Here is a 21,320-nt window from a genome sequence, read left to right on the forward strand (position 1 = left end):
GGAGCGGGGGTCGGCCGGATCGGGGTCGGCTGGAGCGGGGGTCGGCCGGATCGGGGGTCGGCCGGATCGGGGTCGGCTGGAGCGGGGGGCGGCCCGGGGCAGGCGCTGCGAGAGCACGGTGCGCGGCCTGTGTGATCGTCCGGCCTGACCCGTCGCGGCGTCAAGCGACGCGGTACGGGTCCGGTGCGCGGCTGAAGGAGCCAGGGCCAGGGCCCTGGTGGGATTGATCGGCCCTGTGGAGCTGAATCGTTTGCGACATCTGGCGTGATGCGTCTACGACATCAGCTCCAAAGGGGGAGGGAACCGCGTCAGGGGGTTGAGTCACCAGCGGCGTGCCGTCTGGAGGTGCGGTCTGGGGGCGTGTCGCCCGGAGGTGCGGTCTGGGGGCGTGCCGCCCGGAGGTGCGGTCCAAAGCCCTGTCGCCCGGAAGGTGAGGTGCCGACGGTTTGCCGGCCGGGACTGGTCGAGGTCCAGGTCCCGGCCGGCAGCCGAGGAGTGGGTGGGTGGCCGCGACGGCGACCGTGGAGGGTCACCGCGCCGCCCTGGTCCGGGCCGGATGTGTCAGCGGGCCTGGAGCGCGTCGAGGGCGACGGCCATCGCGATGACCAGGCGGCGGTCGATCTGCGGGTTCTGCACCTCGACGATGTACTTGTCGCGCAGGCCCCACTTCTTGACCACGGTGAAGACCGGCTGGCCACCCGCGGTGAAGTCGAAGTGGTACGGCAGCCAGGACAGCGAGTCGACGAATCGACGCAGCAGTGCCACCGGCATGCTTCGCTCCTGGCCCGTCACCTGCGGCAGGCCGGCCTGCTCGACGTGCCAGGTGGATCGCAGCAGCGACTGGGCGAAGTCCTTGCGGAACAGGCCGATCGGGTTGCCGGCCGCGTCGGTGACGTCGTACGTGGCGCCGAGGTCGATGCGCTGGCGGGCCTTGAAGCCGAGCAACGGCTGCTGCTTGGAGTCGTCCGTGTAGATGGTCACCTGCTCCTTGAAGGCGAGCCGCTTCTGCTGCGCGAACGCCAGCAGCTCACCCTCGGTGCCGTCCGGGGAGACCGCCCGGACCTCGTACTGGTTGACCATCATGCGCAGTCGCTGGCGGATGTGGAACTGGTGCTGGCCCTGCAAGTTGTCGAGCTGCATGTGAACTCCTCTGGGGTTGGTGCGCCGGAGTCTCGCACAGCCCGACAAGCGTCGCGCCCCCTGCTATCCATGATCAGTTGCTGCTGGGTAGCCGTCGAGGCCGTCGGACGACTACCCAGCCCGGAGTGATCACTGGTGCCCTGGCAGGATCACTCCGGGAGACCTCAGCGACTGTCGACGGAGGTCGCGGCTCGCAGCGCCCAGGTGTTGAGAACCTGGTGGATGCCGCGCAGCCGCTCGTTGATCTGTTCCAGCCGTTCCGCCTGGGCCAGGGCGGCCAGTGCCGACCCCAGCGCGATTTGCTGGTCGAGGGTGAGATTGTCCTGGTCGATGGTGTAGAGCAGGTCGACGGTCTCGGCGATGGTGTCGGCCACAGCTTCTCCTCGGGCACGGGGGGCGATCAGCAACATAGGCATCGATGGAAGCGCTCCCACACCATTGTGCCCCGTGCCAGGCCGATTCATGCAAGCCGCTCAGGCCGGCAGGTTCGTCAGCACCACGTCGAGCACCCGGATCGCGTCCGGCTTGGAGAGGGGGTTGTTGCCGTTGCCGCATTTCGGTGACTGCACGCACGACGGGCAGCCGGTCTCGCAGCCGCACTCCGCGATCGCGTCCCGGGTGGCGCGCAGCCACGCCGCCGCCGTCCCGTACGCCCGCTCGGCGAACCCGGCGCCGCCCGGATGCCCGTCGTAGACGAAGACGGTCGGCGCCTCGGTGTCCGGGTGCAGCGCGGTGGAGAGCCCGCCGATGTCCCACCGGTCGCAGGTGGCGATCAGCGGCAGCAGGCCGATCGCGGCGTGTTCGGCGGCGTGCAGCGCACCCGGCACGTCGGCCGGCTGAACCCCGGCGAGGGCCAACGACTGCGGTGACAGCGTGAACCAGACCGCGACCGTGCGCAGCTCCCGGGTGGGCAGGTCCAGCGGCCGGGTGTCGATCACCTCGCCGGTGGCGATCCGCCGCCGCTGGTACGACACCACCTGGCTGGTCACATCCACCTCACCCAGGAACATGCCGACCGGCCCGGCGTCCACGTAGGAGCGCACCGACACCACGGACAGGTCGGTGACGTCCCGGGCGTGGGTGGACCAGTCCGGCTCCTCGGCGCGCACCAGCGCGCAACCGTCGGCCAGGTCCAGTTGGTCGACCACGTACGAGACGCCCTGGTGCAGGTAGACCGCGCCGGAGTGCAGCAGGAAGTGTGACGAGCCGCCGTCGACAGTGCCGAGCAGCCGGCCGGTCGACGACTCCACCACGGCGACCGGGGCGCCGCCCTCGCCGCGCAGGTCCACCTCGGGCCGCTCCCGGTGCCGCCAGTACCAGCCGGTGGGCCGTTGCCGCAGCGCCCCCGCCGCGACCAGCTCGTCCACCGCCTCCTTCGCCCCCTCGCCGAAGAGCGCCAGGTCGGCCGGGGTGAGCGGCGCCTCCGCCGCGGCGCAGGCGAGCTGCGGTGCCAGCACGTACGGGTTGGCCGGGTCGAGCACCGTCGCCTCCACCGGCGCGCCGAAGATCGCCTCCGGGTGGTGCACCAGGTAGGTGTCCAGGGGGTCGTCCCGGGCCACCAGCACCGCGAGGGCCTCCTGCCCGGAACGCCCGGCACGGCCCGCCTGCTGCCACAGCGACGCCCGGGTGCCCGGGTAGCCGCAGATCAGCACCGCGTCGAGCCCGACCAGGTCCACGCCCAGCTCCAGCGCGTTGGTGGAGGCCAGGCCGAGCAGGTCGCCGTGCAGGAGGGCCCGTTCCAGCTCGCGCCGCTCCTCCCGCAGGTAACCGCCCCGGTAGGCGGCCACCCGGTCGCCGAGCCCCGGCACCGCGTCGTCCAGGGTCCGACGCGCGTTGGCGGCCACCACCTCGGCGCCCTTGCGGGAGCGGACGAACGCGAGGGTGCGTACCCCCTCGGCGACCGTGTCGGCGAGCAGGTCCGCGGTCTCGCGCAGCGCCGACCGGCGGACCTGGCGAAGCTCGTCATGGTCGCCCGTCGCCTGCGAGGGCGCCGGAGGTGAGGAGCCGTCGCCCGTCGCCTGCGGGGGTGCCGGAGGTGAGGAGCCGTCGCCGGTCGGCTGCCGCGGCGCCGGAGGTGAGGAGCCGTCGCCGGTCGGGTGCGGGGGCGCCGGGGGAGAGGCCGACGAGTCGGGTGGCAGCAGCGGCGGTTCCCAGAGCGCGAAGGTCACCCCGCCGCGGGGGGAGGCGTCCTCGGTGACCGCCGTCACCGGCAGGCCGGTCAGCCGTCCGGTGGCGGTGGCCGGGTCGCCGGAGGTGGCCGAGGCCAGCACGAACACCGGGGTGGCCCCGAACCGGGCGCACTGCCGACGCAGCCGACGCAGCACGTGCGCGACGTGCGAGCCGAACACGCCCCGGTAGGTGTGGCACTCGTCGATCACCACGTACGCGAGTCGGCGCAGGAAGCCGGACCACTGGGCGTGCCCGGGCAGGATGCCGTGGTGCAGCATGTCGGGGTTGGTCAGCACGAACCGGGAGTGCCGGCGGATCCACTCCCGTTCGGTGCGCGGAGTGTCCCCGTCGTAGCAGGCGGGGCGTACCCCCTCCAGCTCCAGCGCGGCGACGGCGCGTAACTGGTCCGCGGCGAGCGCCTTGGTCGGTGCCAGGTAGAGCACGGTGGCCCGGGGGTCGGCGAGCAGGGTGGCCAGGGCCGGCAGTTGGTACGCCAGTGACTTGCCGGACGCGGTGCCGGTGGCGACGACGACGTGCTGGCCCTCGTACGCCAGGTTGGCCGCCTCGGCCTGGTGCTTCCAGGGCGCGACCACGCCGCGCCGGGCGAACGCCGCGCGTAGTTCCGTCGGTGCCCACGACGGCCACGGCGCGGGCACCCCGGCGCGGGCCGGCACCCGCTCGACGTGGGTGACCGGGTCGGCGGCGCCCCGGGCGCGTAGCCGGCGCAGCAGGTCGACCGGCGCTGGCCCGGGGCCGGGACCAGCGGATACGGTGGCCGCGGACGACGACTCCAGGTCGTGGCGCGGCGTGCCGCGCGCCGAGCTGAAGTCGTTGGAGGTCACGCCCTGCACTCTCGCACTGGTGTTCGGAGATGAAAAGTCGGACACCGGGGTAAGGGGTAGCCTCCGCTGGCGTCCGCAGGCCGTCCCGGCGGTAGTGGTTAGATGCCCACGAGAGTTTACGGCTCTGGCGAGGAGGACCGATGGAGCTGTCACTGGCGGCCCGCACCGTGGGCGAGCACACGGTGCTCGAGGTCGGTGGTGAGGTGGACGTCTACACCGCGCCCCGGCTCCGTGAACGACTCCTCGAACTGATCGACGGTGGTGCTCGTCACGTGGTGGTCGACCTCGGTCGGGTGGATTTCCTCGACTCCACCGGGTTGGGCGTGCTGGTCGGCGCGCTCAAGCGGCTCCGCTCGGCCGGCGGTTCGTTCGCCCTGGTCTGCGACAAGGAGCCGCTGCTCAAGATCTTCCGGATCACCGCACTGGACCAGGTGTTTCCGCTGCACCCGACGGTCGACGCGGCGATCAGCGCCGACTCGGCGGGCGCCGGCGCGTGATGGCGACAGTCAAGCTCTCGTTCTCGCCCGCCCCGGTGCACGTGCGCACCGCCCGCCTGGTCGGCGTGGCCGTCGCCCGGCGGGCCGGGGTCCGGGAGGACCTGCTGGACGAGGTGCGCCTGGCCATCGGTGAGGCGTGCACGCGCGCGGTGGCCCTGCACCGGCAGTACGGCCTGGCCGACCCGGTGCTGGTGGAGATGTCCGACGGTGGCTCGTACGCCGTGCGGGTGGTGGACCGGGCGCCGATCGAGGCGGGCATCGGTCTGACCGCGCTGCCGCCGGACGAGCTGGCCAACGAGTCGCTCACCGATGAGGCGTTGACCACCGGCGTCGGCTTCGCCCTGCTCGCCGGCTTCGTCGAGGACCTGCAGGTGCGCCCGGTCGACGAGGGCATCGGCACCGAGGTGCGGATGGTGTGGCCGGTCGGCCGCTGACCAGTTTCGCTGCGTAGGCCGCGTCCCCTGCTGGGGATGCGGCCTTCTTTGCATGGATCGGGCCCTATATCAGATTTCGTTTCATAACACAGCGACGAAGATCATCGCGACACGGTGCCACCTGGTTGTGACCTCCAACACTGCGGAGGGCTACAGTACCCGGGTTGTCAGCAAGTGACCCATCCCGCAGCCAGCGGGTATGGGTGTTCATCGCTGGTCCGCTGGTGGGTTGGCGCGCGCTTGCGAGTCCGCATCCAGGCGTCGGTCAGTGCGTCTCCACTCACCGGCGCGATTGTTCGGTAACAGGAGGACACAGATGTCCGAGACCTTGGCCGCCGACGGCGGCGGGCTTTCCCTTACCGGAAGCAATGTGACCTACGTCGTCATCGCCGCGGTTGTCGCGCTGGTGGCGCTCGGTTTCGCTGCCGCCCTGACAAAAACGGTGCTGGCCGCTGGTAAGGGCACCGAGAAAATGCAGGAGATCTCGGGGGCGGTCCAGGAGGGCGCCTCCGCCTACCTGCTCCGTCAATTCCGCACCCTGGCGATCTTCGTCGTCGTCGCCGTCGTGCTGCTCTTCCTGCTGCCGGTGCACGACACCGACGGCAGTGAGCTGGCTGTGAAGATCGGCCGCTCGCTGTTCTTCGTGGTGGGTGCCCTGTTCAGCGCGTTCATCGGCGGCGCCGGCATGTGGCTGGCCACCAGGGCCAACCTGCGCGTGGCCGCCGCCGCGAGGGAGCGGGCAGGTGGCCGCGAGGCGGCCATGAAGATCGCTTTCCGGACCGGCGGCGTCGTCGGCTTCCTCACCGTCGGCCTCGGCCTCTTCGGTGCGGCGCTTGTCGTCCTCGTCTACCGGGGTGACGCGCCCACCGTGCTGGAGGGCTTCGGCTTCGGCGCCGCGCTGCTCGCGATGTTCATGCGGGTCGGCGGCGGCATCTTCACCAAGGCCGCCGACGTCGGCGCCGACCTGGTCGGCAAGGTCGAGCAGGGCATCCCCGAGGACGACCCGCGCAACGCCGCCACCATCGCCGACAACGTGGGCGACAACGTCGGTGACTGCGCCGGCATGGCCGCCGACCTGTTCGAGTCGTACGCGGTGACGCTTGTTGCCGCGCTGATCCTCGGCCGCGCCGCGTTCGGCGAGCAGGGCCTGGTCTTCCCGCTGATCATCTCCACCATCGGTGTGCTGATCGCGATCGTCGGCGTCTTCATCACCCGGCTGCGCGCGTCCGACCGTAACGGCCTGACCGCGATCAACCGGGCCTTCTACCTGTCGGCGGTGCTCTCCGCGGTGCTGGTGGCGATCGCCGCCTACGCGTACCTGCCGGCGACCTTCGGCGAGTTCGACAGTGGCCTCACCGACGCCTCCGGCAACCCGCGGCTGGTGGCCATCGGCGCGGTCGTGATCGGCATCGTGCTGGCCGCCGCGATCCAGGCGCTGACCGGCTACTTCACCGAGACCAACCGGCGACCGGTGCAGGACATCGGCAAGAGCTCGCAGACCGGTGCGGCGACCGTGATCCTGGCCGGCATCAGCATCGGTCTGGAGTCGGCGGTCTACTCGGCGCTGCTGATCGGCGCCGGCGTCTTCGGCGCCTTCCTCCTCGGCGGCAGCTCCATCACGCTCTCGCTGTTCGCGGTGGCGCTGGCCGGCACCGGCCTGCTCACCACGGTCGGCGTGATCGTCGCGATGGACACCTTCGGGCCGATCTCCGACAACGCCCAGGGCATCGCCGAGATGTCCGGCGACATCGACGAGCACGGCGCTCGGGTGCTGACCGAGCTGGACGCGGTCGGCAACACCACCAAGGCGATCACCAAGGGCATCGCGATCGCCACGGCGGTGCTCGCCGCGACCGCGCTGTTCGGCTCGTACACCGACACGCTCAGCAGCGCGTACGCGACGGCTGGCGTGGGCGACGTCGGCAACGAGATCCTCAACGCGCTGAACGTGGCGAACCCGCGCAACCTGGTCGGCCTGATCATCGGCGCGGCCGTGGTGTTCCTCTTCTCCGGGCTGGCCATCAACGCGGTGTCCCGCTCGGCGGGTGCCGTGGTGATGGAGGTCCGCCGGCAGTTCCGTGAGCTGCCCGGCATCATGGACGGCACCCAGCGCCCGGAGTACGGCAAGGTCGTCGACATCTGCACCCGGGACGCGCAGCGCGAGCTGATGACCCCCGGCCTGCTCGCCATCCTGGCGCCGATCGCGGTCGGCTTCGGCCTCGGGCCCGGCGCGCTCGCGGCGTACCTGGCCGGTGCGATCGGTGCCGGCACCCTGATGGCGGTGTTCCTGTCCAACTCCGGTGGGGCCTGGGACAACGCCAAGAAGCTGGTCGAGGACGGCGCGTACGGCGGCAAGGGCTCCGAGGCGCACGCCGCCACGGTCATCGGCGACACCGTCGGTGACCCGTTCAAGGACACCGCCGGCCCGGCGATCAACCCGCTGATCAAGGTGATGAACCTGGTCTCGCTGCTGATCGCTCCCGCCGTGGTGGCCTGGAGCGTCGGCGACGAGCGCAACGTCGGCCTGCGGGTCGGCATCGCCCTGGTCGCGACGCTGATCATCGTGGCGTCGGTGGTGTTCAGCAAGCGCAAGGGCATCGCGATGTCCGACTCGGACGCCGATGGCAACACCGGCGCGGGCAGCACCGATCACCGTCCGGAGACGGTCAACGCCTGACCCAGGACGGCCCCCGGGGTCCCCGGTCGACGTAGCCCGTCGACCGGGGACCCCGGCCGTCCGGCCCGGTGCCACACCTGGCCAAAGGCCGTACGCTGCAACGCATGCGTACGTGCCGGGCGTCTGCCGCCGGAAAGCTCACGGTGGTCCTGGCCACGATCGTCGTCCTGGCCGGCTGCGGCGGGGGTCCCAGCCCACGGGCCTGGGCGGCCTCGGTCTGCGGCGCCCTCACCCCGTGGCGCTCCGAGATCAACAAGCTGACCAGCAGCACCGATGAGCAGATGACCGCGCAGACCACGCCGGCGCAGGCCAAGGAGAACCTGGTGCGGCTCTTCGACGGGGCGGAGCAGGCCAGCGAGGCCGCGCGCCGCAAGGTGGAGAAGGCGGGCATCCCGGAGGCCGACAACGGCGAGGCCATCTCTGCGGGCTTCCGCAGCTCGCTGGGGAAGATGCGGGACGCGTACGGTCGCGCCCGGGACACCATCGACGGCCTGGGCACCGGCGAGCCGACCGCCTTCTACGACGGCGTGCGGGCCGCCGTGGAGACCCTCAACAAGGAGTACGACGCCAGCGCGCTGGACACCAGCAAACTCAACTCCGAGGAGTTGAAACAGGCATTCGACGAGGTGCCGGAGTGTCGCTGAGCGGGCTCGGTGACACCGGGAAGGCGCAGCCGCCCCCGGCGCTGTTTCCGGCGCCCGAGTCCGACACGCCCACCCCCGGGCGACGCCGCGGCGGCGCGCCGCAGAACGGCTCGTCGCAAGGCGGCCCGTCCCACGACGGCCCGCCGCAGAACGGCTCGGCTCAGACCGGCCCGCCCCGGACTGGCGACGAGGGCCGGCAACTTGTCTTCTTCGGCGCGGATGCGGCCGAACCGACCGTCGCCGACCTGGCTGGGCTACTCGCCGGGCCGGGTGAGGTGGTCCGGATGGGCGGCACCGCCCGTCTCTCGGTGCAGGTGGACGCCGCCTGGCGGGTGCACGTGCTCGTCGCCGAACTGGCCTCGCGCGGGCTGGCGGCGAGCTGGGAGCCGACCGAGGGCGAGCGACACGCCGTCCGTACGTCGTACACCCGGGTCTTGAAGCCGCTCGCTGCCGCCTGGTTGCACGGTACGACGAAACGCCCGCCGGCTGCCTTCCATCTGACCGGCCGGCGGTTGCGGCTGTGGCTCGCTGCCGCCGGGACGCCGGAGCCTCCCGACGGCTTCCTGTTGCGGCTCGGTCCCGACGATCAGGAGTGTTGGGAGTCGATCGGCGTGGCGCTCGGCGCGGCGGGGTTGGCTGGGACGCTGCTCGGCCCGGGTGAGGGCGGCCCGGCGTACCGGATCACCGGCCGCCGCCGGTTGGCCCGACTCGCCGAGCTGGTCGGCGGACCGCCAATCGCAACGCCACCCCACGCCTGGCCAACCTGATCCACCCCACCCTTCACCGGGTCGATCATGGGGTTGTGGTGGGGGACGTATTGCGTGTCCGGGGCTAAAACGCCCACCATAAGTCCATGATCGACGGGGTTGGGCGGCGGCCCGGGGGTGGGGCGGCCGGGTGTCCGGTGCCGGACAGCCGGCGGGTCGAACCAGGCGGAAAACGGGCGGGTCGGACCTCGGTCGTGGGCCCGCCATCGTCACAGTGACCCGCTTCGAGCCCTACCCACGGTGTACGGTGGCGCCGTCCGGCAGTGCCGAGCGCGGCGGGGCGGCGTCGACCGCCGCCTTTGAAGCGGTTTGCGGCCCGCGAAACCCGAAACGCGGGCGGCGCGTTACGTTGGACATCCGGACCGCCGGTGCGACGGCGGGGTCGAAAGCGGTCGCTGTCCGGGCGCCGGCAGGCCACGAGCAGGAGTGAGGTCGGGGAGAGACGTGCCAAGCAACGCTGGAACCACCCGTCTGGTCATCGTCGAGTCACCGGCGAAGGCCAAGACGATCTCGGGCTACCTTGGCCCGGGGTATGTCGTGGAGGCCAGCTTCGGTCACGTCCGCGACCTGCCGCGCAACGCCGCCGACGTGCCGGCCAAGTACAAGAAGGAGCCCTGGGCCCGGCTCGGGGTGGACGTCGACAACGGCTTCCAGGCGCTCTACGTCGTCTCCGCCGACCGTAGGCAGCAGATCAGCAAGCTGGTGAAGCTGGCCAAGGAGGTCGACGAGATCTTCCTGGCGACGGATGAGGACCGCGAGGGCGAGGCGATCGCCTGGCACCTGGTCGAGACGCTCAAGCCCAAGGTGCCGGTCAAGCGGATGGTCTTCCACGAGATCACCAAGCCGGCGATCCAGGCGGCCGTGGCCAACCCCCGGGAGATCGACCGCGATCTGGTCGACGCCCAGGAGGCCCGCCGGATCCTCGACCGCCTGTACGGCTACGAGGTCTCCCCGGTGCTGTGGAAGAAGGTCATGCCGCGGCTCTCGGCCGGCCGGGTGCAGTCCGTGGCGACCCGCATCGTGGTCGAGCGGGAACGGCAGCGGATGGCCTTCCGCACCGCCGAATACTGGGACATCCTGGCCACCCTCGCGGTGGCCAACGCCGGTGAGGGTCCGCGCGCGTTCAACGCCACCCTGATCGCCCTGAACGGCGACCGGATCGCCACCGGTAAGGACTTCGAGCCGACCACCGGTCGCGTCCGGGCCGGCGCTGGCGTCGTGCACCTCGACGAGAGTGGCGCCCGGGGTCTCGCGGCCCGGCTGGAGGGGCGGCCGTTCACCGTCACCCGGGTCGAGGAGAAGCCCTACCGCCGTCGCCCGTACGCGCCGTTCATCACCTCGACCCTCCAGCAGGAGGCGGCCCGCAAGCTGCGCCTGTCCTCGCAGCAGACGATGCGCACCGCGCAGCGGCTGTACGAGAACGGCTACATCACCTATATGCGTACCGACTCGGTCAACCTGTCGGAGACCGCCATCTCGGCGGCCCGCCGACAGATCGTCGAGCTGTACGGCGAGCGCAGCGTTCCGCCGGAGCCGCGTCGCTACACCGGCAAGGTGAAGAACGCGCAGGAGGCGCACGAGGCGATCCGCCCGGCGGGGGACAACTTCCGTACCCCGGGCGAGGTGGCCAAGGAGCTGTCCGCCGAGGAGTTCAAGCTCTACGAGCTGATCTGGCGGCGCACCATCGCGTCGCAGATGACCGACGCGGTCGGCTCCAGCGTGTCGGTGCGCATCCGGGCGGTCTCCACCTCCCAGGAGGAGGCCGACTTCGGCGCGACCGGCAAGACCATCACCGACCCGGGCTTCCTGCGGGCGTACGTCGAGTCCAGCGACGACGAGAACGCCGAGGCCGAGGACGCCGAGCGCCGGCTGCCCACCCTCGTCAAGGACCAGCCGCTGACCGCCGACGAGCTGGCCGCGCAGGGCCACCACACCCAGCCGCCGTCGCGCTACACCGAAGCCTCGCTGGTCAAGGCCCTGGAAGAGCTGGGCATCGGCCGCCCGTCCACCTACGCGTCGATCATGCAGACGATCCAGGACCGGGGCTACGTCACCAAGCGCGGCCAGGCGATGATCCCGACGTTCCTGGCCTTCGCGGTGATCGGGCTGATGGAGCGGCACTACCCGCGCCTGATCGACTACGACTTCACCGCCACCATGGAGAACGAGCTGGACGAGATCGCCGGCGGTGACCACGCGGCGGTCGACTTCCTCACGGCGTTCTACTTCGGCAGCTCCAACGGCGCCGGTGACCAGGACATCGCCCGTTCCGGCGGGCTCAAGAAGCTGGTCACCGAGAACCTCAGCGACATCGACGCCCGCAGCGTCAACTCCATCCCGCTCTTCACCGACGACGACGGCCGCGAGGTCGTCGTGCGGGTCGGCCGGTACGGGCCGTACCTGCAACGGAAGCTGCCCGGCGGCGAACAGCCAGCACCGGCTGCCGAGGGCGAGGAGGGCGGCACCCAGGGTGACCGGGCGCCGATCCCCGAGGGCCTGGCCCCGGACGAGCTGACCCCGGAGAAGGTGCACGAGCTGTTCCTCGGCGGCAGCGGCGAGCGCAAGCTCGGCGACGACCCCGCCACCGGCGAGCCGATCGTGCTCAAGTCCGGCCGGTTCGGCCCGTACGTGTCCAGCGGCGAGCGGAAGTCGTCGCTGCTGCGTACGCAGACCCCGGACTCGCTGACCCTGGAGGAGGCGCTCAAGCTGCTCAGCCTTCCCCGGCTGATCGGTGTCGCGCCGGACGGCGTCGAGGTCTTCGCGAACAACGGTCGCTACGGCCCGTACGTCAAGCAGGGTGAGGAGTTCCGTTCGCTGGACTCCGAGGACAAGATGTTCACCGTCACGCTGGACGAGGCGCTGGCTCTGCTGGCCGCCCCGAAGGCGCGTGGACGGCGGGCCGCGGCACCGCCGTTGCGCGAGATGGGCGTGGACCCGGCCACCGAGAAGCCGATGGTGATCAAGGACGGCCGGTTCGGCCCGTACGTCACCGACGGGGAGTTCAACGCGTCGCTGCGGCGCGGGCAGACTCCCGAGGCGCTGACCATCGAGGAAGCATCCGAGATGCTGGCCGAGAAGCGGGCGAAGGGCCCGGCGCCGAAGAAGAAGGCGGCGGCGAAGAAGGCTCCCACCAAGAAGGCCACGGCCACCAAGAAGACGGCCGCCGCCAGCAAGTCCACGGCCGCGAAGAAGACCACCACGGCCAAGGCGACGGCGGCGAAGAAGGCTCCGGCGAAGAAGGCCGCCCCGCGTAAGGCAGCCACCAGCACGGAATAGGCCCCGCGCCGGGTGGCGCTTGTTCCGACGCTCCAGATCTTGGACAGTTTCCGTCTTGCCTGAACGGAAACTGTCCAAGATCTATTTTGTGGTGTTCCGGGTCACGCGAGAGGCCGAGGCCTTCGCGGTTTCGCCGGTACCGCCGTACCGTATGGCCATGCCGACGAGTCGTGAGCCGCGCCCGCCGGGGTCGAGATGATCCGCAAGAGGCGCGCGGGCGGGGAGAAGCGGGACGCCGTACTCGATGCCGTGGCCGGCGTGCTGGCGAGCCGCGGGTACGAGAACACCCGCTTCGCGGACGTGTCGGCGGCCGGCGGTGTCGCGATCAGCACCCTGCAGACCTACTTCGGCTCCCGCGAAGACATGATCATCGAGGCCATGCAGGTGTTCACCGACCGGGAGGTGGAGGCCCTGCGGGCGGTGTCCGCCGCTGAGGCCGATCCGTGGCGACGACTTGTCGCGCTTGTCGACCGCAGCCTGCACAACTCGGAGAGCACCCGGCAGGTTCTGGTCGAGTTCTGGCGCTCCGCGATGCGCGACGACGAACTCCGCGACTACAGCGCCACCGTGCAGGAGCGGTACCGGGCGCCCTTCCTGGCCGCCGTACGGGAAGGCGCTGCGCGCGGCGCGTTCACGTTGGCCCACGACGCCGAGGCGGTGACGGACCTCCTGCTCTCGGCGCTGGCCGGTCTGATCATCTCTCGCGTCCAGCACCACCCCACGCCGGCACCCGCGGACTTCCGCGCTGTCCTCCTGGCCCAGCTCCGGCTGATGCTGGGCGTCAACGGCTCCCAACCGGAACGAATCGAGGAACGATGACCACCGTCGAGATCACCCGTTTCCGCGTCCCCGCCGAGCGCGCGGACGCTCTGCTGGCCGCGCGGCCGGCGATGCTGCGCGACTTCCAGGCCGATCGTGCCGGCTTCCTCGACGCGCGACTGATCCGGGTGGCCGCCGACGAGTGGCTGGACATCGTCTTCTGGGGCTCGTCCGAGGACTACGCCGAGTCCCGCCGCCGGGGCGCGAACCGGCCCGGCATCCAGACGTTCTTCTCTCTGATCGACTCGGTGATCAGCAGCGAGGAGGGCACCACGACCGACCTGGACCAGCCATGATCTGGACCGCCGGTTTCCGTACCGGGGTGCTCAGTCCGTACGAGCAGCTCCAGTTCGGTCAACCCCGGCGCTTCGCCGACCAGACAGTTCGTCAGGTGCTGCACCTGGCCGGCGGCGGGGACGCCCTGCGTATACGCCTGACGAACCGCTACGGCCGCACTCCGTTGACCATCGGGGCCGCCACTGTCGCCGTCGGCGACCAGCAGGCGGCCCTCACCTTCGGCGGCGCCGAGCGCGGCGTTGTGCCGGCGGGCGAAGAAGCCGTCACCGACCCGGTCAGCATTCCCGTCACGGCCGGCACCGATCTGGTCGTGAGCCTCTACTTCCCGGAGCGGACCGACCTGGCCACCTACTCCCACAAGCCGGCGGAGGACGCCCGGATAGCCGCCGGCAATCACGTCACGTCTCCGGTATTGGGGGCGGCCGAGCAGGTCGAGGCCAGGTTCTACCTCTCCGGCGTCGACGTGCTGGCCCCACGGGACAGCGCCGTCGCCGTGGCCTTCGGTGACTCCTGGTTCGAAGGGGTCGGCACCACGACGAGCGCGAATCGTCGCTCGGTCGACTTTCTCAACCGCCGGCTGAAGCGCGGGTGGGTGGTCAACCAGGGCATCGCCGGCAACCGTCTGTTGCGCGACGGCGTCGGCGAACACGCGCTGAAGCGCTTCGACCGTGACGTTCTTTCCATCCCGGCCCTGACCCACGTCCTGGTCCACTTCGGCATCAACGACCTCGGTCTGCCGACCATGTTGGGCGAGCCGGCCGTCACCGCCGACGCCCTCGTCACGGGGTTCCGCGCACTGGCCGACCGTGCCCACGCCGCCGGACTGCGGATCGTCGCCGCCACCATCGGACCGTTCGCGGGCGCCGGCCCGGAGATCAGCACCCCGGCGGGCCTCGCCACCCGACGCGAGGTGAACGACTGGATCCGTACCACGGACGCCTTCGACGGCGTCTTCGATGTGGCGCGCGCCGTCGCGGACCCGTCCGCCCCCGACCACATCCACCCCGCGCTGGACAGCGGCGACGGTATGCACCTGAACGACAGGGGTGCCGAGGCCATGGCCGACGCGGTGAACCTGGACGACCTGGCGCTCTAGCGCTCGTCACCGCGATGGCGGGTACCGACGGGAGCCGTCAGACCCCGAGGACGTGGGTCAGGTGGTCGTTGGTGAAGACGCGGTCGGGGTCGAGCCGGTCGCGGACGGCCTGGAAGTCGGCGAAGCGGGGGTACGCAGTGGCCAGCGAGGCGGCGTCGCGGTAGTGCAGCTTGCCCCAGTGGGGGCGACCGCCCAGCCCGGCGGCGACCTCCTCGAAGGCTCGGAAGTACGGCTCGTACGGCATGCCGACGTACTGGTGCACGGCGATGTAGGCGTTGTCCCGGCCGTAGCCGTGCGACAGCCAGATGTCGTCGGCGGCGGTGAACCGCACCTCCACCGGGAAGAGCACCTTGAACGGCAGGCCATCCACGATCCGCTGGAGCGCGGCGAGCGCCTCCGGCAACGCCTCGCGGGGCAGGCCGTACTCCATCTCCACGAAGCGGACCCGGCGCGGGGTGCAGAAGACCCGGTCGGAGCGGCCGGTGTACTGGCGTTCGGTGAGGGCCCGGGCGGAGACCGCGCTGATGCCCGGGGCCAGCGCGGGCACGGCCCGGCCGAGTCGGCAGGCGCCGGCGAAGACCCGGTTGGACAAAAAGTCGTCGTCCACCCAGCCGCGCCAGCGCGACAGCGGCCGGTCGTTGGCAGGGACCCGGTCGTTGGCCTTGACCTGGACCCGGGACGTGTACGGGAACCAGTAGAACTCGACGTGGTCGTGCCGGCCGATCAGCTCGGGCAGTTCGCCGAGCACGTCGGCCAGCTCGGCCGGGCGTTCGTGGGCGCGCAGGACGAAGGCGTCCACGCAGCGCAGGGTCACCTCGACCAGGACGCCGAGCGCGCCGAGCGACACCCGGGCCGCAGCGAGGACGTCGGGATGCTCGTCCGCGGAGCAGCGCAGCACCTCGCCGGTGCCGGTGACCAGGGTGATCGCCTCGACGAAGGTGGAGAGGCAGCCGTAGCCGGCCCCGGTGCCGTGGGTGCCGGTGGAGATCGCCCCGGCGACGGTCTGCGCGTCGATGTCGCCGAGGTTGGGCAGCGCGAGGCCGTGTCGGGCGAGCAGGCCGTTGAGCGCGTGCAGGGTCATTCCCGCCGGCACGGTGACCAGTCGATGCGCGACGTCCACGCTGACCGTGGTGTCCAGGTCGGACAGGTCCATCCGACGGTCGTCGGCGAGCGCGACGGCGGTGAACGAGTGGCCGCTGCCCGTCACCCGGATCCGACCGCCGTCGGCGGCGGCGGATCGGACGGCTTCTGCGACGTCCGTCGGCGAGCCGGGGCGCAGGATCGCGCTGGCGCTGCCACGCTGGTTCCCGGCCCAGTTGGACCATCCAGCCCCGAGCGGTGCGGTGCGGACCATGCGCGCTCCTCATTCATGAATATGAACTGACTTCATATCAGGAACGTTCTAGCTGGTAAATACCGCAATTGCGATCCGCTCGTTGTACCGGTAGTCACGGACTCGTGACGTGGAGATATGTTCATCCGTCGAAGGGGGGTGGCGCAGAGTGTCCACACCAGCCGCCACGACCGGGCCGCTGCGCCGCGTACCGGTGCAAGGTCGAAGTGTCGCGCGGGTACAGCGCATGTTGGATGCCTGCGCCGAACTCGTCGACGAGGTGGGGTACGAGGGGCTGACCACCACCCTGCTCGCCGAACGGGCCGAGGTGGCGATCGGGTCGGTCTACCAGTTCTTTCCGGACAAGCGGGCGATCGTGCAGGCGTTGACCCTGCGGACCATGGAGTCCTACCTCCAGCGCCTCGACGAGCGGTTCGCGTCCGACGAGATGACCCACTGGTGGGACGGCGTCGACGCGGGCATCGACGAGTACATCACGATGCACCGCACCGTCCCCGGCTTCCGTACCCTGCACTTCGGCGACGTGGTCGACCTGCACCTGCTCGACGAGCAGCGGGACAACAACGGCGTGATCGCCGACCAGTTGGCCCGGGTGCTCACCGAGCGTTTCGGGCTCACCGACGTGCCCAAGCTGCGCTTCGTGCTGGAGATCGCGGTCGAGGCGGCGGACGCGCTGATCAAGCTCGCGTTCCGGCGGAGGTCCGACGGCGACGAGCGGGTGCTGCTGGAGGCGAAGGCACTGATCCGGGAGTACCTGCACCGCCAGGTCGACGGCCCGGACAATGGCCGGTCCACCGCCGGGAAGCAGGCCGAGGCGGCCCAGCCCGCCTGAGTCGGCGCGGGGCGCGGGCCTCGGCCGGTGGTGGGGGCGGCTGTCCGGTCTCAGAGGAAGGCCTGCCCCTCACCCCGGTAGGTGGGGACGGTCGCCACGACCGCGTCCCCCTCGATCAGGTGCAGCTCGTTGACCCGTTCACACAGCTCACCTGCCTTGGCGTGCCGGAACCACACCCGGTCGCCGACGCGCAGCTCGGCCGCCGCCGCTCCGGACAGCGGAGTCTGCACCTCGCCGGCTCCCTCGGTGCCGACCAGCTTCAGCCCCGCCGGTAGCCACGGCCGGGGCAGTCGACTGTCGGCGGCCGGGCCGGAGGCGATCCAGCCGCCGCCGAGCACCGTCGCCAGCTCCGGCGTCGGTCGGCGGACCACCGCGCAGGCGAAGAACGCCGCCGGGGTGGGCCGCCAGGCGCGGTAGGCGTCGAACAGCGTCGGCCCGTACAGGCCCGATCCCGCGGTGATCTCGGTGACCGCGGGATCGGCGCTGGTCGCGGCCACGCTGCCGGTGCCGCCGCCGTTGACGAACTCCAGGTCGGCGTGCTCGCGTACCGCGGCGACCGCGGCACCACGGCGGGCCAGCAACTCGCGGTACGAGCTGCGCTGGGCCAGCCTGATCGCGCCGGCCAGCAGCGTCCTGCCCGGCGGCGCGTCGCCCAGGCCGGCGATCTGCGCCTCGTACGACATGAGCCCGACCAGCCGGAAGCCGGGCCGATCGGCGACGGTGGCGGCGAGCGCGCCGGCCGCCCGCGCACTGTGCACCGGTGAACGGCGCACGCCGACGTGCACCCGACCGCGCAGCGGTCGCCAGGAGGCGTCCAGATCCAGGCAGAGCCGTAGCTCGGCGCGCTGCCCCGGGGCCCCGACGGCGTCGATGAGGTCGAGTTGACCGGTGCCGTCGATCATCAGGGTGATCGCGGCGGCGAGCGTCGGGTCGGCGCCCAGCTCGGCGAGGGCGGCCCGGTCGGCGCTCGGGTACGCGACCAGCACGTCGTCGCTGACGCCGGCGCGGACGAGCCAGATCGCCTCGGGCAGGGTGAACGCCATCACGCCGTGCCAGCCGGGCCGCGCGAGAGCCCGGCCGATCAACGCCCGGCTGCGGACCGACTTGCTGGCGAGGCGGACCGGCTTTCCGGCGGCGCGATCGGCCAGGGCGACCGAATTGGCGTCGAAGGCCGTGAGGTCGACCACCGCGTACGGGGGGTCGAGGTGGGCAGTCGCCCGATCCAGGCGCTCGCGAAGTTTGTCGCTTTCGATGGCCACGTGTGCACGCTAACTGTCCGACGGAGAATGCGAAATACCCTCGCGTACGTCCGGGCTGCGGTCGGTACCTCCGGCGGCCTAGGCTCAGCGAGCAGGAGAATGTCGCCCGGGGGGTGGCCCCCACCGGGTCTAGAGTGTTGCACCGGAGGTGCCCAGCGATGGGCCGGCACGTGGAGGTACGGCCATCGAAAGCCAGAACAGCGGCGAGTCGCCCGGCGTGTCGCGCTCGAGCGACCAGTCGGGCAACGCCGCCAAGCAGCCCAACGGCGGTCAGGTAGATCCGTCCGGTTATGCCGCTATCCGCTCCGTGCTGCGCATCCGGCCGTTCCGCCGGCTCTGGATCGTGCTCGGCGCCGCCTCCTTCGGTGACTGGCTCGGCCTGCTGGCCACCGCCCTGTTCGCCGCCTCGCAGGTGCAGGGCAGCACCGCCCAGGGCGCCGCGTTCGGCGGGGTCACCGCGATCCGGCTGCTGCCCGCGCTGGTGCTCGGCCCGGTGGCCGGCGTCTTCGCCGACCGGTTCGACAGGCGCTGGACGATGGTCATCTGCGACCTGCTGCGCTTCGTGCTCTTCGCCTCCATTCCGCTCTACGCCCTCAGCGGCGCCCCAGGCGGCCTGGTGGTCGGTTGGGCGCTGATCGCCACCTTCCTGATCGAGTCGCTCACCCTGCTCTGGATCCCGGCCAAGGAGGCCGCGGTCCCCAACCTGATCCCGCGGGCCCGGCTGGAGGCGGCCAACCAGCTCACCCTGATCACTACGTACGGCCTCACCCCGGTCGCCGCCGCCATCGGCCTTGCCGTGCTCGACCGTGGCGTCCGTGGTGCCGTCGGCGGCGACCTGCCCTCCTGGGCCGAGCCGGCCCAACTCGCGCTCTGGATCAACTCCTTCTCCCGGCTCGCCACCGCACTGGTGGTGGCATTCGGGATCAAGGAGATCAGCGAGGCGCAACGCGGTGAGGCCGAGCGTGCCGAGCAGAGCATGTTCCGGCAGTTCTCCGAGGGCTGGAAGTACATCGGCCAGACCCCGCTCGTCCGTGGCCTGGTGCTGGGCATCTTCGGCGCGTTCGCCGGCGGCGGCATCGTGGTCGGCACGGCCAAGTTCTTCGCCAACTCGCTGGGCGCCGGCGACGCGGCGTTCTCACTGCTCTTCGGTGCCATCTTCGTCGGCCTGGCGCTCGGCATCGGGCTCGGCCCGATGATCGTCAAGGAGATGTCCCGGCGCCGCTGGTTCGGCATGAGCATCGTGCTGGCCAGTGCCGCCGTGATGACCCTCGCCTTCGCCATCCACCTGTCCATGGCGATCGTCGGCGCGGTGCTGGTCGGCGCCGGCGCCGGGATGGCCTTCCTGGCCGGCACCACGCTGCTCGGCGGCGAGGTGGCCGACGAGGTGCGCGGCCGGGTCTTCGCGGTGGTGCAGATCGGCACCCGGCTGGTGCTGATCCTGGCCATCGGGCTCAGCAGCGTGTTGGTCGGTGTCGGCGGCTCCCGCAAACTGACCATCGCCGACCTCGGCATCTCCGTCTCCTCCACCCGACTGCTGCTGCTCGCCGCCGGTGCTGCCGGCATCTTCGCCGGGATCAGCGCGTTCGGCCAGATGGACGACAAGAAGGGCGTCCCGGTCCTCGCCGACCTCTGGGGCTCCATCCGGGGCCGTCCGCTGATGCCCTCCGAGCCGTTCGTCTCCGCCGGGCTCTTCGTGGTGTTCGAGGGCGGCGAGGGCGCGGGGAAGTCCACCCAGCTCACCGCGCTCTCCGAGCGGTTGCGCGGCCACGGCCGCGAAGTGGTGGTCACCCGCGAGCCGGGGGCCACCGGCGTCGGTCGGCGAATCCGGTCGCTGGTGCTGGACACCTCCGGCGACGACGCGCCGTCCCCGCGCGCCGAGGCGCTGCTCTACGCCGCTGACCGGGCGCACCACGTGGCCACCGTCGTCCGGCCCGCGCTGGTCCGGGGCGGCGTGGTGATCAGTGACCGGTACGTCGACTCGTCCCTGGCGTACCAGGGCGCCGGGCGGACACTCCCTGTCGACGAGGTCTCCTGGCTCTCCTCCTGGGCCACCGGTGGGCTCAAGCCCGACCTGGTGGTGCTGCTGGACGTCGAGCCGCGCACCGGCCTGTCCCGGGTGACCTCGCGCAACACCGGCACCGACCGGCTGGAGGCCGAGTCGATCGCCTTCCACGAGCGCGTCCGGTACGCGTTCCTCGACCTCGCCGCCGCCGACCCGAAGCGCTACCTGGTGCTCGACGCGTCCCGGCCGGCCGAGGAGATCACCCGGCTGGTGGTCCGGCGGGTCGAGGAGATGCTCGGCAAGCCGGGCGGCATCGTGCACCCGCGGCCGGCGCAGGGCCCGGACACCTCGGTGCAGCCTGAGTTATCCGACGCGGAGCTGGTGATGATGGAGCACAAGACCTGATGCCGGACGTCTTCGCCGACCTGGTCGGTCAGGACGAGGCGGTGGTCGAGCTGCGTCGCGCCGCCGCCGCGGCAGCCGCCGTGCTTCGTGCTGGCGCGGCCGACCGGGCACCCGCGTTGGTCGCCGCCGTCCCGGCCAGCGGTGACGCGGTCGCGGCCGACGACGCCGCGACCGGCGGGCTGGATCCGTCCACCGGGATGACGCACGCGTGGATCTTCACCGGGCCGCCCGGCTCCGGTCGCTCGGTCGCCGCTCGGGCGTTCGCCGCCGCACTCCAGTGCGTGCACGGCACCGGGTGCGGTGAGTGCCCCGGCTGCCACACCACGATGGGCGGCACCCACGCCGATGTGCGGATGGTGGTGCCGGAAGGGCTCTCCATCGGCGTTGGCGAGATGCGCGCGCTGGTGCTCCGCGCGGCCAGCACCCCGTCCGGCGGGCGCTGGCAGGTGGTGGTCATCGAGGACGCCGACCGGCTCACCGAGGCCGCCGGCAACGCGCTGCTCAAGGCGATCGAGGAACCCCCACCGCGGACGGTCTTCCTGCTCTGCGCGCCGTCCACCCACCCGGACGACATCTCGGTGACCATCCGGTCGCGCTGTCGGGTCGTACCCCTGCGGCAGCCGCCGGCCACCGCGGTGGCCGAGGTGCTGGTTCGTCGGGACGGCATCGCACCCGACGTGGCGCAGTGGGCGGCGGCCGCCGCGCAGGGTCACGTGGGTCGGGCCCGCCGGCTGGCCCGCGACCCGGAGGCCCGCAAACGGCGCGAGAACGGGAGCGCGTCGTGGAGGGAAAGAGTGCGAAGATCGGGTG

General features: G+C 71.5%; 17 protein-coding genes. 12 read left to right on the forward strand and 5 right to left on the reverse strand.

Annotated features, from left to right (window positions below):
* Positions 1-561: 561 nt before the first annotated feature.
* From PSH25_RS32190 to PSH25_RS32200, 3 genes are all read right to left on the reverse strand, one after another.
* Complete coding sequence (locus tag PSH25_RS32190; protein ID WP_196920693.1) at positions 562-1,140, reverse strand: LURP-one-related family protein; 579 nt, start codon at positions 1,138-1,140, stop codon at positions 562-564.
* Between the two features lie 164 nt (positions 1,141-1,304).
* The gene (locus PSH25_RS32195; protein WP_030334221.1) at positions 1,305-1,514 is read right to left on the reverse strand and encodes a hypothetical protein; all 210 of its coding nucleotides are present in this window, start codon (positions 1,512-1,514) and stop codon (positions 1,305-1,307) included.
* Between the two features lie 99 nt (positions 1,515-1,613).
* Positions 1,614-4,103: a DEAD/DEAH box helicase gene (locus tag PSH25_RS32200; protein WP_274528251.1), complete on the reverse strand. Its 2,490-nt coding sequence runs from the start codon at positions 4,101-4,103 to the stop codon at positions 1,614-1,616.
* 188 nt (positions 4,104-4,291) lie between these two features.
* Between PSH25_RS32200 and PSH25_RS32205 the strand changes: the two genes are divergently transcribed.
* The 9 genes from PSH25_RS32205 (at position 4,292) to PSH25_RS32245 (ending at position 14,658) form a co-directional block, all read left to right on the forward strand.
* Positions 4,292-4,648 carry an STAS domain-containing protein gene (locus tag PSH25_RS32205; RefSeq protein WP_238662650.1) on the forward strand — a complete coding sequence of 119 codons (357 nt, stop codon included), beginning with the start codon at positions 4,292-4,294 and terminating at the stop codon, positions 4,646-4,648.
* A complete protein-coding gene (locus PSH25_RS32210) occupies positions 4,645-5,082 on the forward strand; it encodes an ATP-binding protein (RefSeq protein ID WP_030334228.1) in 438 nt (145 codons plus the stop codon). Before PSH25_RS32205 ends, PSH25_RS32210 begins: the two co-directional genes overlap by 4 nt.
* A gap of 316 nt (positions 5,083-5,398) precedes the next feature.
* Positions 5,399-7,759 (forward strand): sodium-translocating pyrophosphatase, encoded by a 2,361-nt coding sequence (locus tag PSH25_RS32215; protein WP_238662651.1) that lies wholly within the window; start codon positions 5,399-5,401, stop codon positions 7,757-7,759.
* 104 nt (positions 7,760-7,863) lie between these two features.
* Positions 7,864-8,403 carry a hypothetical protein gene (locus PSH25_RS32220; protein ID WP_238662652.1) on the forward strand — a complete coding sequence of 180 codons (540 nt, stop codon included), beginning with the start codon at positions 7,864-7,866 and terminating at the stop codon, positions 8,401-8,403.
* Positions 8,394-9,170 carry a hypothetical protein gene (locus PSH25_RS32225; protein WP_238662653.1) on the forward strand — a complete coding sequence of 259 codons (777 nt, stop codon included), beginning with the start codon at positions 8,394-8,396 and terminating at the stop codon, positions 9,168-9,170. Before PSH25_RS32220 ends, PSH25_RS32225 begins: the two co-directional genes overlap by 10 nt.
* Positions 9,171-9,614: 444 nt before the next feature.
* Positions 9,615-12,446, forward strand: a complete 2,832-nt coding sequence (gene topA, locus PSH25_RS32230) for a type I DNA topoisomerase (RefSeq protein WP_238662654.1) — start codon at positions 9,615-9,617, stop codon at positions 12,444-12,446.
* A gap of 195 nt (positions 12,447-12,641) precedes the next feature.
* Positions 12,642-13,265: a TetR/AcrR family transcriptional regulator gene (locus PSH25_RS32235; protein WP_238662655.1), complete on the forward strand. Its 624-nt coding sequence runs from the start codon at positions 12,642-12,644 to the stop codon at positions 13,263-13,265.
* Positions 13,262-13,561, forward strand: a complete 300-nt coding sequence (locus tag PSH25_RS32240) for a hypothetical protein (RefSeq protein WP_238662656.1) — start codon at positions 13,262-13,264, stop codon at positions 13,559-13,561. The genes PSH25_RS32235 and PSH25_RS32240 overlap by 4 nt, the downstream gene beginning before the upstream one ends.
* Positions 13,558-14,658, forward strand: a complete 1,101-nt coding sequence (locus PSH25_RS32245) for an SGNH/GDSL hydrolase family protein (protein ID WP_238662657.1) — start codon at positions 13,558-13,560, stop codon at positions 14,656-14,658. The genes PSH25_RS32240 and PSH25_RS32245 overlap by 4 nt, the downstream gene beginning before the upstream one ends.
* A gap of 37 nt (positions 14,659-14,695) precedes the next feature.
* Here PSH25_RS32245 and PSH25_RS32250 read toward each other — a convergent pair whose 3' ends face one another.
* Entirely contained in the window at positions 14,696-16,012 is a 1,317-nt protein-coding gene (locus tag PSH25_RS32250) for a D-arabinono-1,4-lactone oxidase (RefSeq protein ID WP_238662658.1), read from the reverse strand.
* A 226-nt stretch (positions 16,013-16,238) separates the two neighbouring features.
* On the opposite strand from PSH25_RS32250, the gene PSH25_RS32255 reads away from it, so the two are divergent.
* The gene (locus tag PSH25_RS32255) at positions 16,239-16,844 is read left to right on the forward strand and encodes a TetR/AcrR family transcriptional regulator (RefSeq protein WP_238662659.1); all 606 of its coding nucleotides are present in this window, start codon (positions 16,239-16,241) and stop codon (positions 16,842-16,844) included.
* 50 nt (positions 16,845-16,894) lie between these two features.
* Here PSH25_RS32255 and PSH25_RS32260 read toward each other — a convergent pair whose 3' ends face one another.
* Positions 16,895-18,103, reverse strand: a complete 1,209-nt coding sequence (locus PSH25_RS32260; protein ID WP_238662660.1) for an amino acid deaminase/aldolase — start codon at positions 18,101-18,103, stop codon at positions 16,895-16,897.
* Positions 18,104-18,410: 307 nt separating this feature from the next.
* On the opposite strand from PSH25_RS32260, the gene tmk reads away from it, so the two are divergent.
* Together tmk and PSH25_RS32270 are read left to right on the forward strand one after the other, a co-directional pair.
* A complete protein-coding gene (tmk, locus tag PSH25_RS32265; RefSeq protein WP_308193772.1) occupies positions 18,411-20,510 on the forward strand; it encodes a dTMP kinase in 2,100 nt (699 codons plus the stop codon).
* Positions 20,510-21,320 (forward strand): DNA polymerase III subunit delta' (locus PSH25_RS32270; protein ID WP_238662661.1); only part of this gene is annotated, 811 nt, incomplete at its 3' end. The genes tmk and PSH25_RS32270, both read left to right, overlap by 1 nt.

The sequence above is a fragment of the Micromonospora foliorum genome (assembly GCF_022229015.1).
In the GTDB taxonomy this organism is placed as follows: Bacteria; Actinomycetota; Actinomycetes; order Mycobacteriales; family Micromonosporaceae; genus Micromonospora; species Micromonospora foliorum.

Bases quoted from the DNA above. Each gene is read 5' to 3' on its own strand.
- PSH25_RS32250 (WP_238662658.1), bottom strand. From the start codon at position 16,012: ATGGTCCGCACCGCACCGCTCGGGGCTGGATGGTCCAACTGGGCCGGG.
- PSH25_RS32240 (WP_238662656.1), top strand. From the start codon at position 13,262: ATGACCACCGTCGAGATCACCCGTTTCCGCGTCCCCGCCGAGCGCGCG.
- PSH25_RS32205 (WP_238662650.1), top strand. From the start codon at position 4,292: ATGGAGCTGTCACTGGCGGCCCGCACCGTGGGCGAGCACACGGTGCTC.
- PSH25_RS32215 (WP_238662651.1), top strand. From the start codon at position 5,399: ATGTCCGAGACCTTGGCCGCCGACGGCGGCGGGCTTTCCCTTACCGGA.
- PSH25_RS32255 (WP_238662659.1), top strand. From the start codon at position 16,239: ATGTTGGATGCCTGCGCCGAACTCGTCGACGAGGTGGGGTACGAGGGG.
- PSH25_RS32220 (WP_238662652.1), top strand. From the start codon at position 7,864: ATGCGTACGTGCCGGGCGTCTGCCGCCGGAAAGCTCACGGTGGTCCTG.
- PSH25_RS32245 (WP_238662657.1), top strand. From the start codon at position 13,558: ATGATCTGGACCGCCGGTTTCCGTACCGGGGTGCTCAGTCCGTACGAG.
- PSH25_RS32235 (WP_238662655.1), top strand. From the start codon at position 12,642: ATGATCCGCAAGAGGCGCGCGGGCGGGGAGAAGCGGGACGCCGTACTC.
- PSH25_RS32190 (WP_196920693.1), bottom strand. From the start codon at position 1,140: ATGCAGCTCGACAACTTGCAGGGCCAGCACCAGTTCCACATCCGCCAG.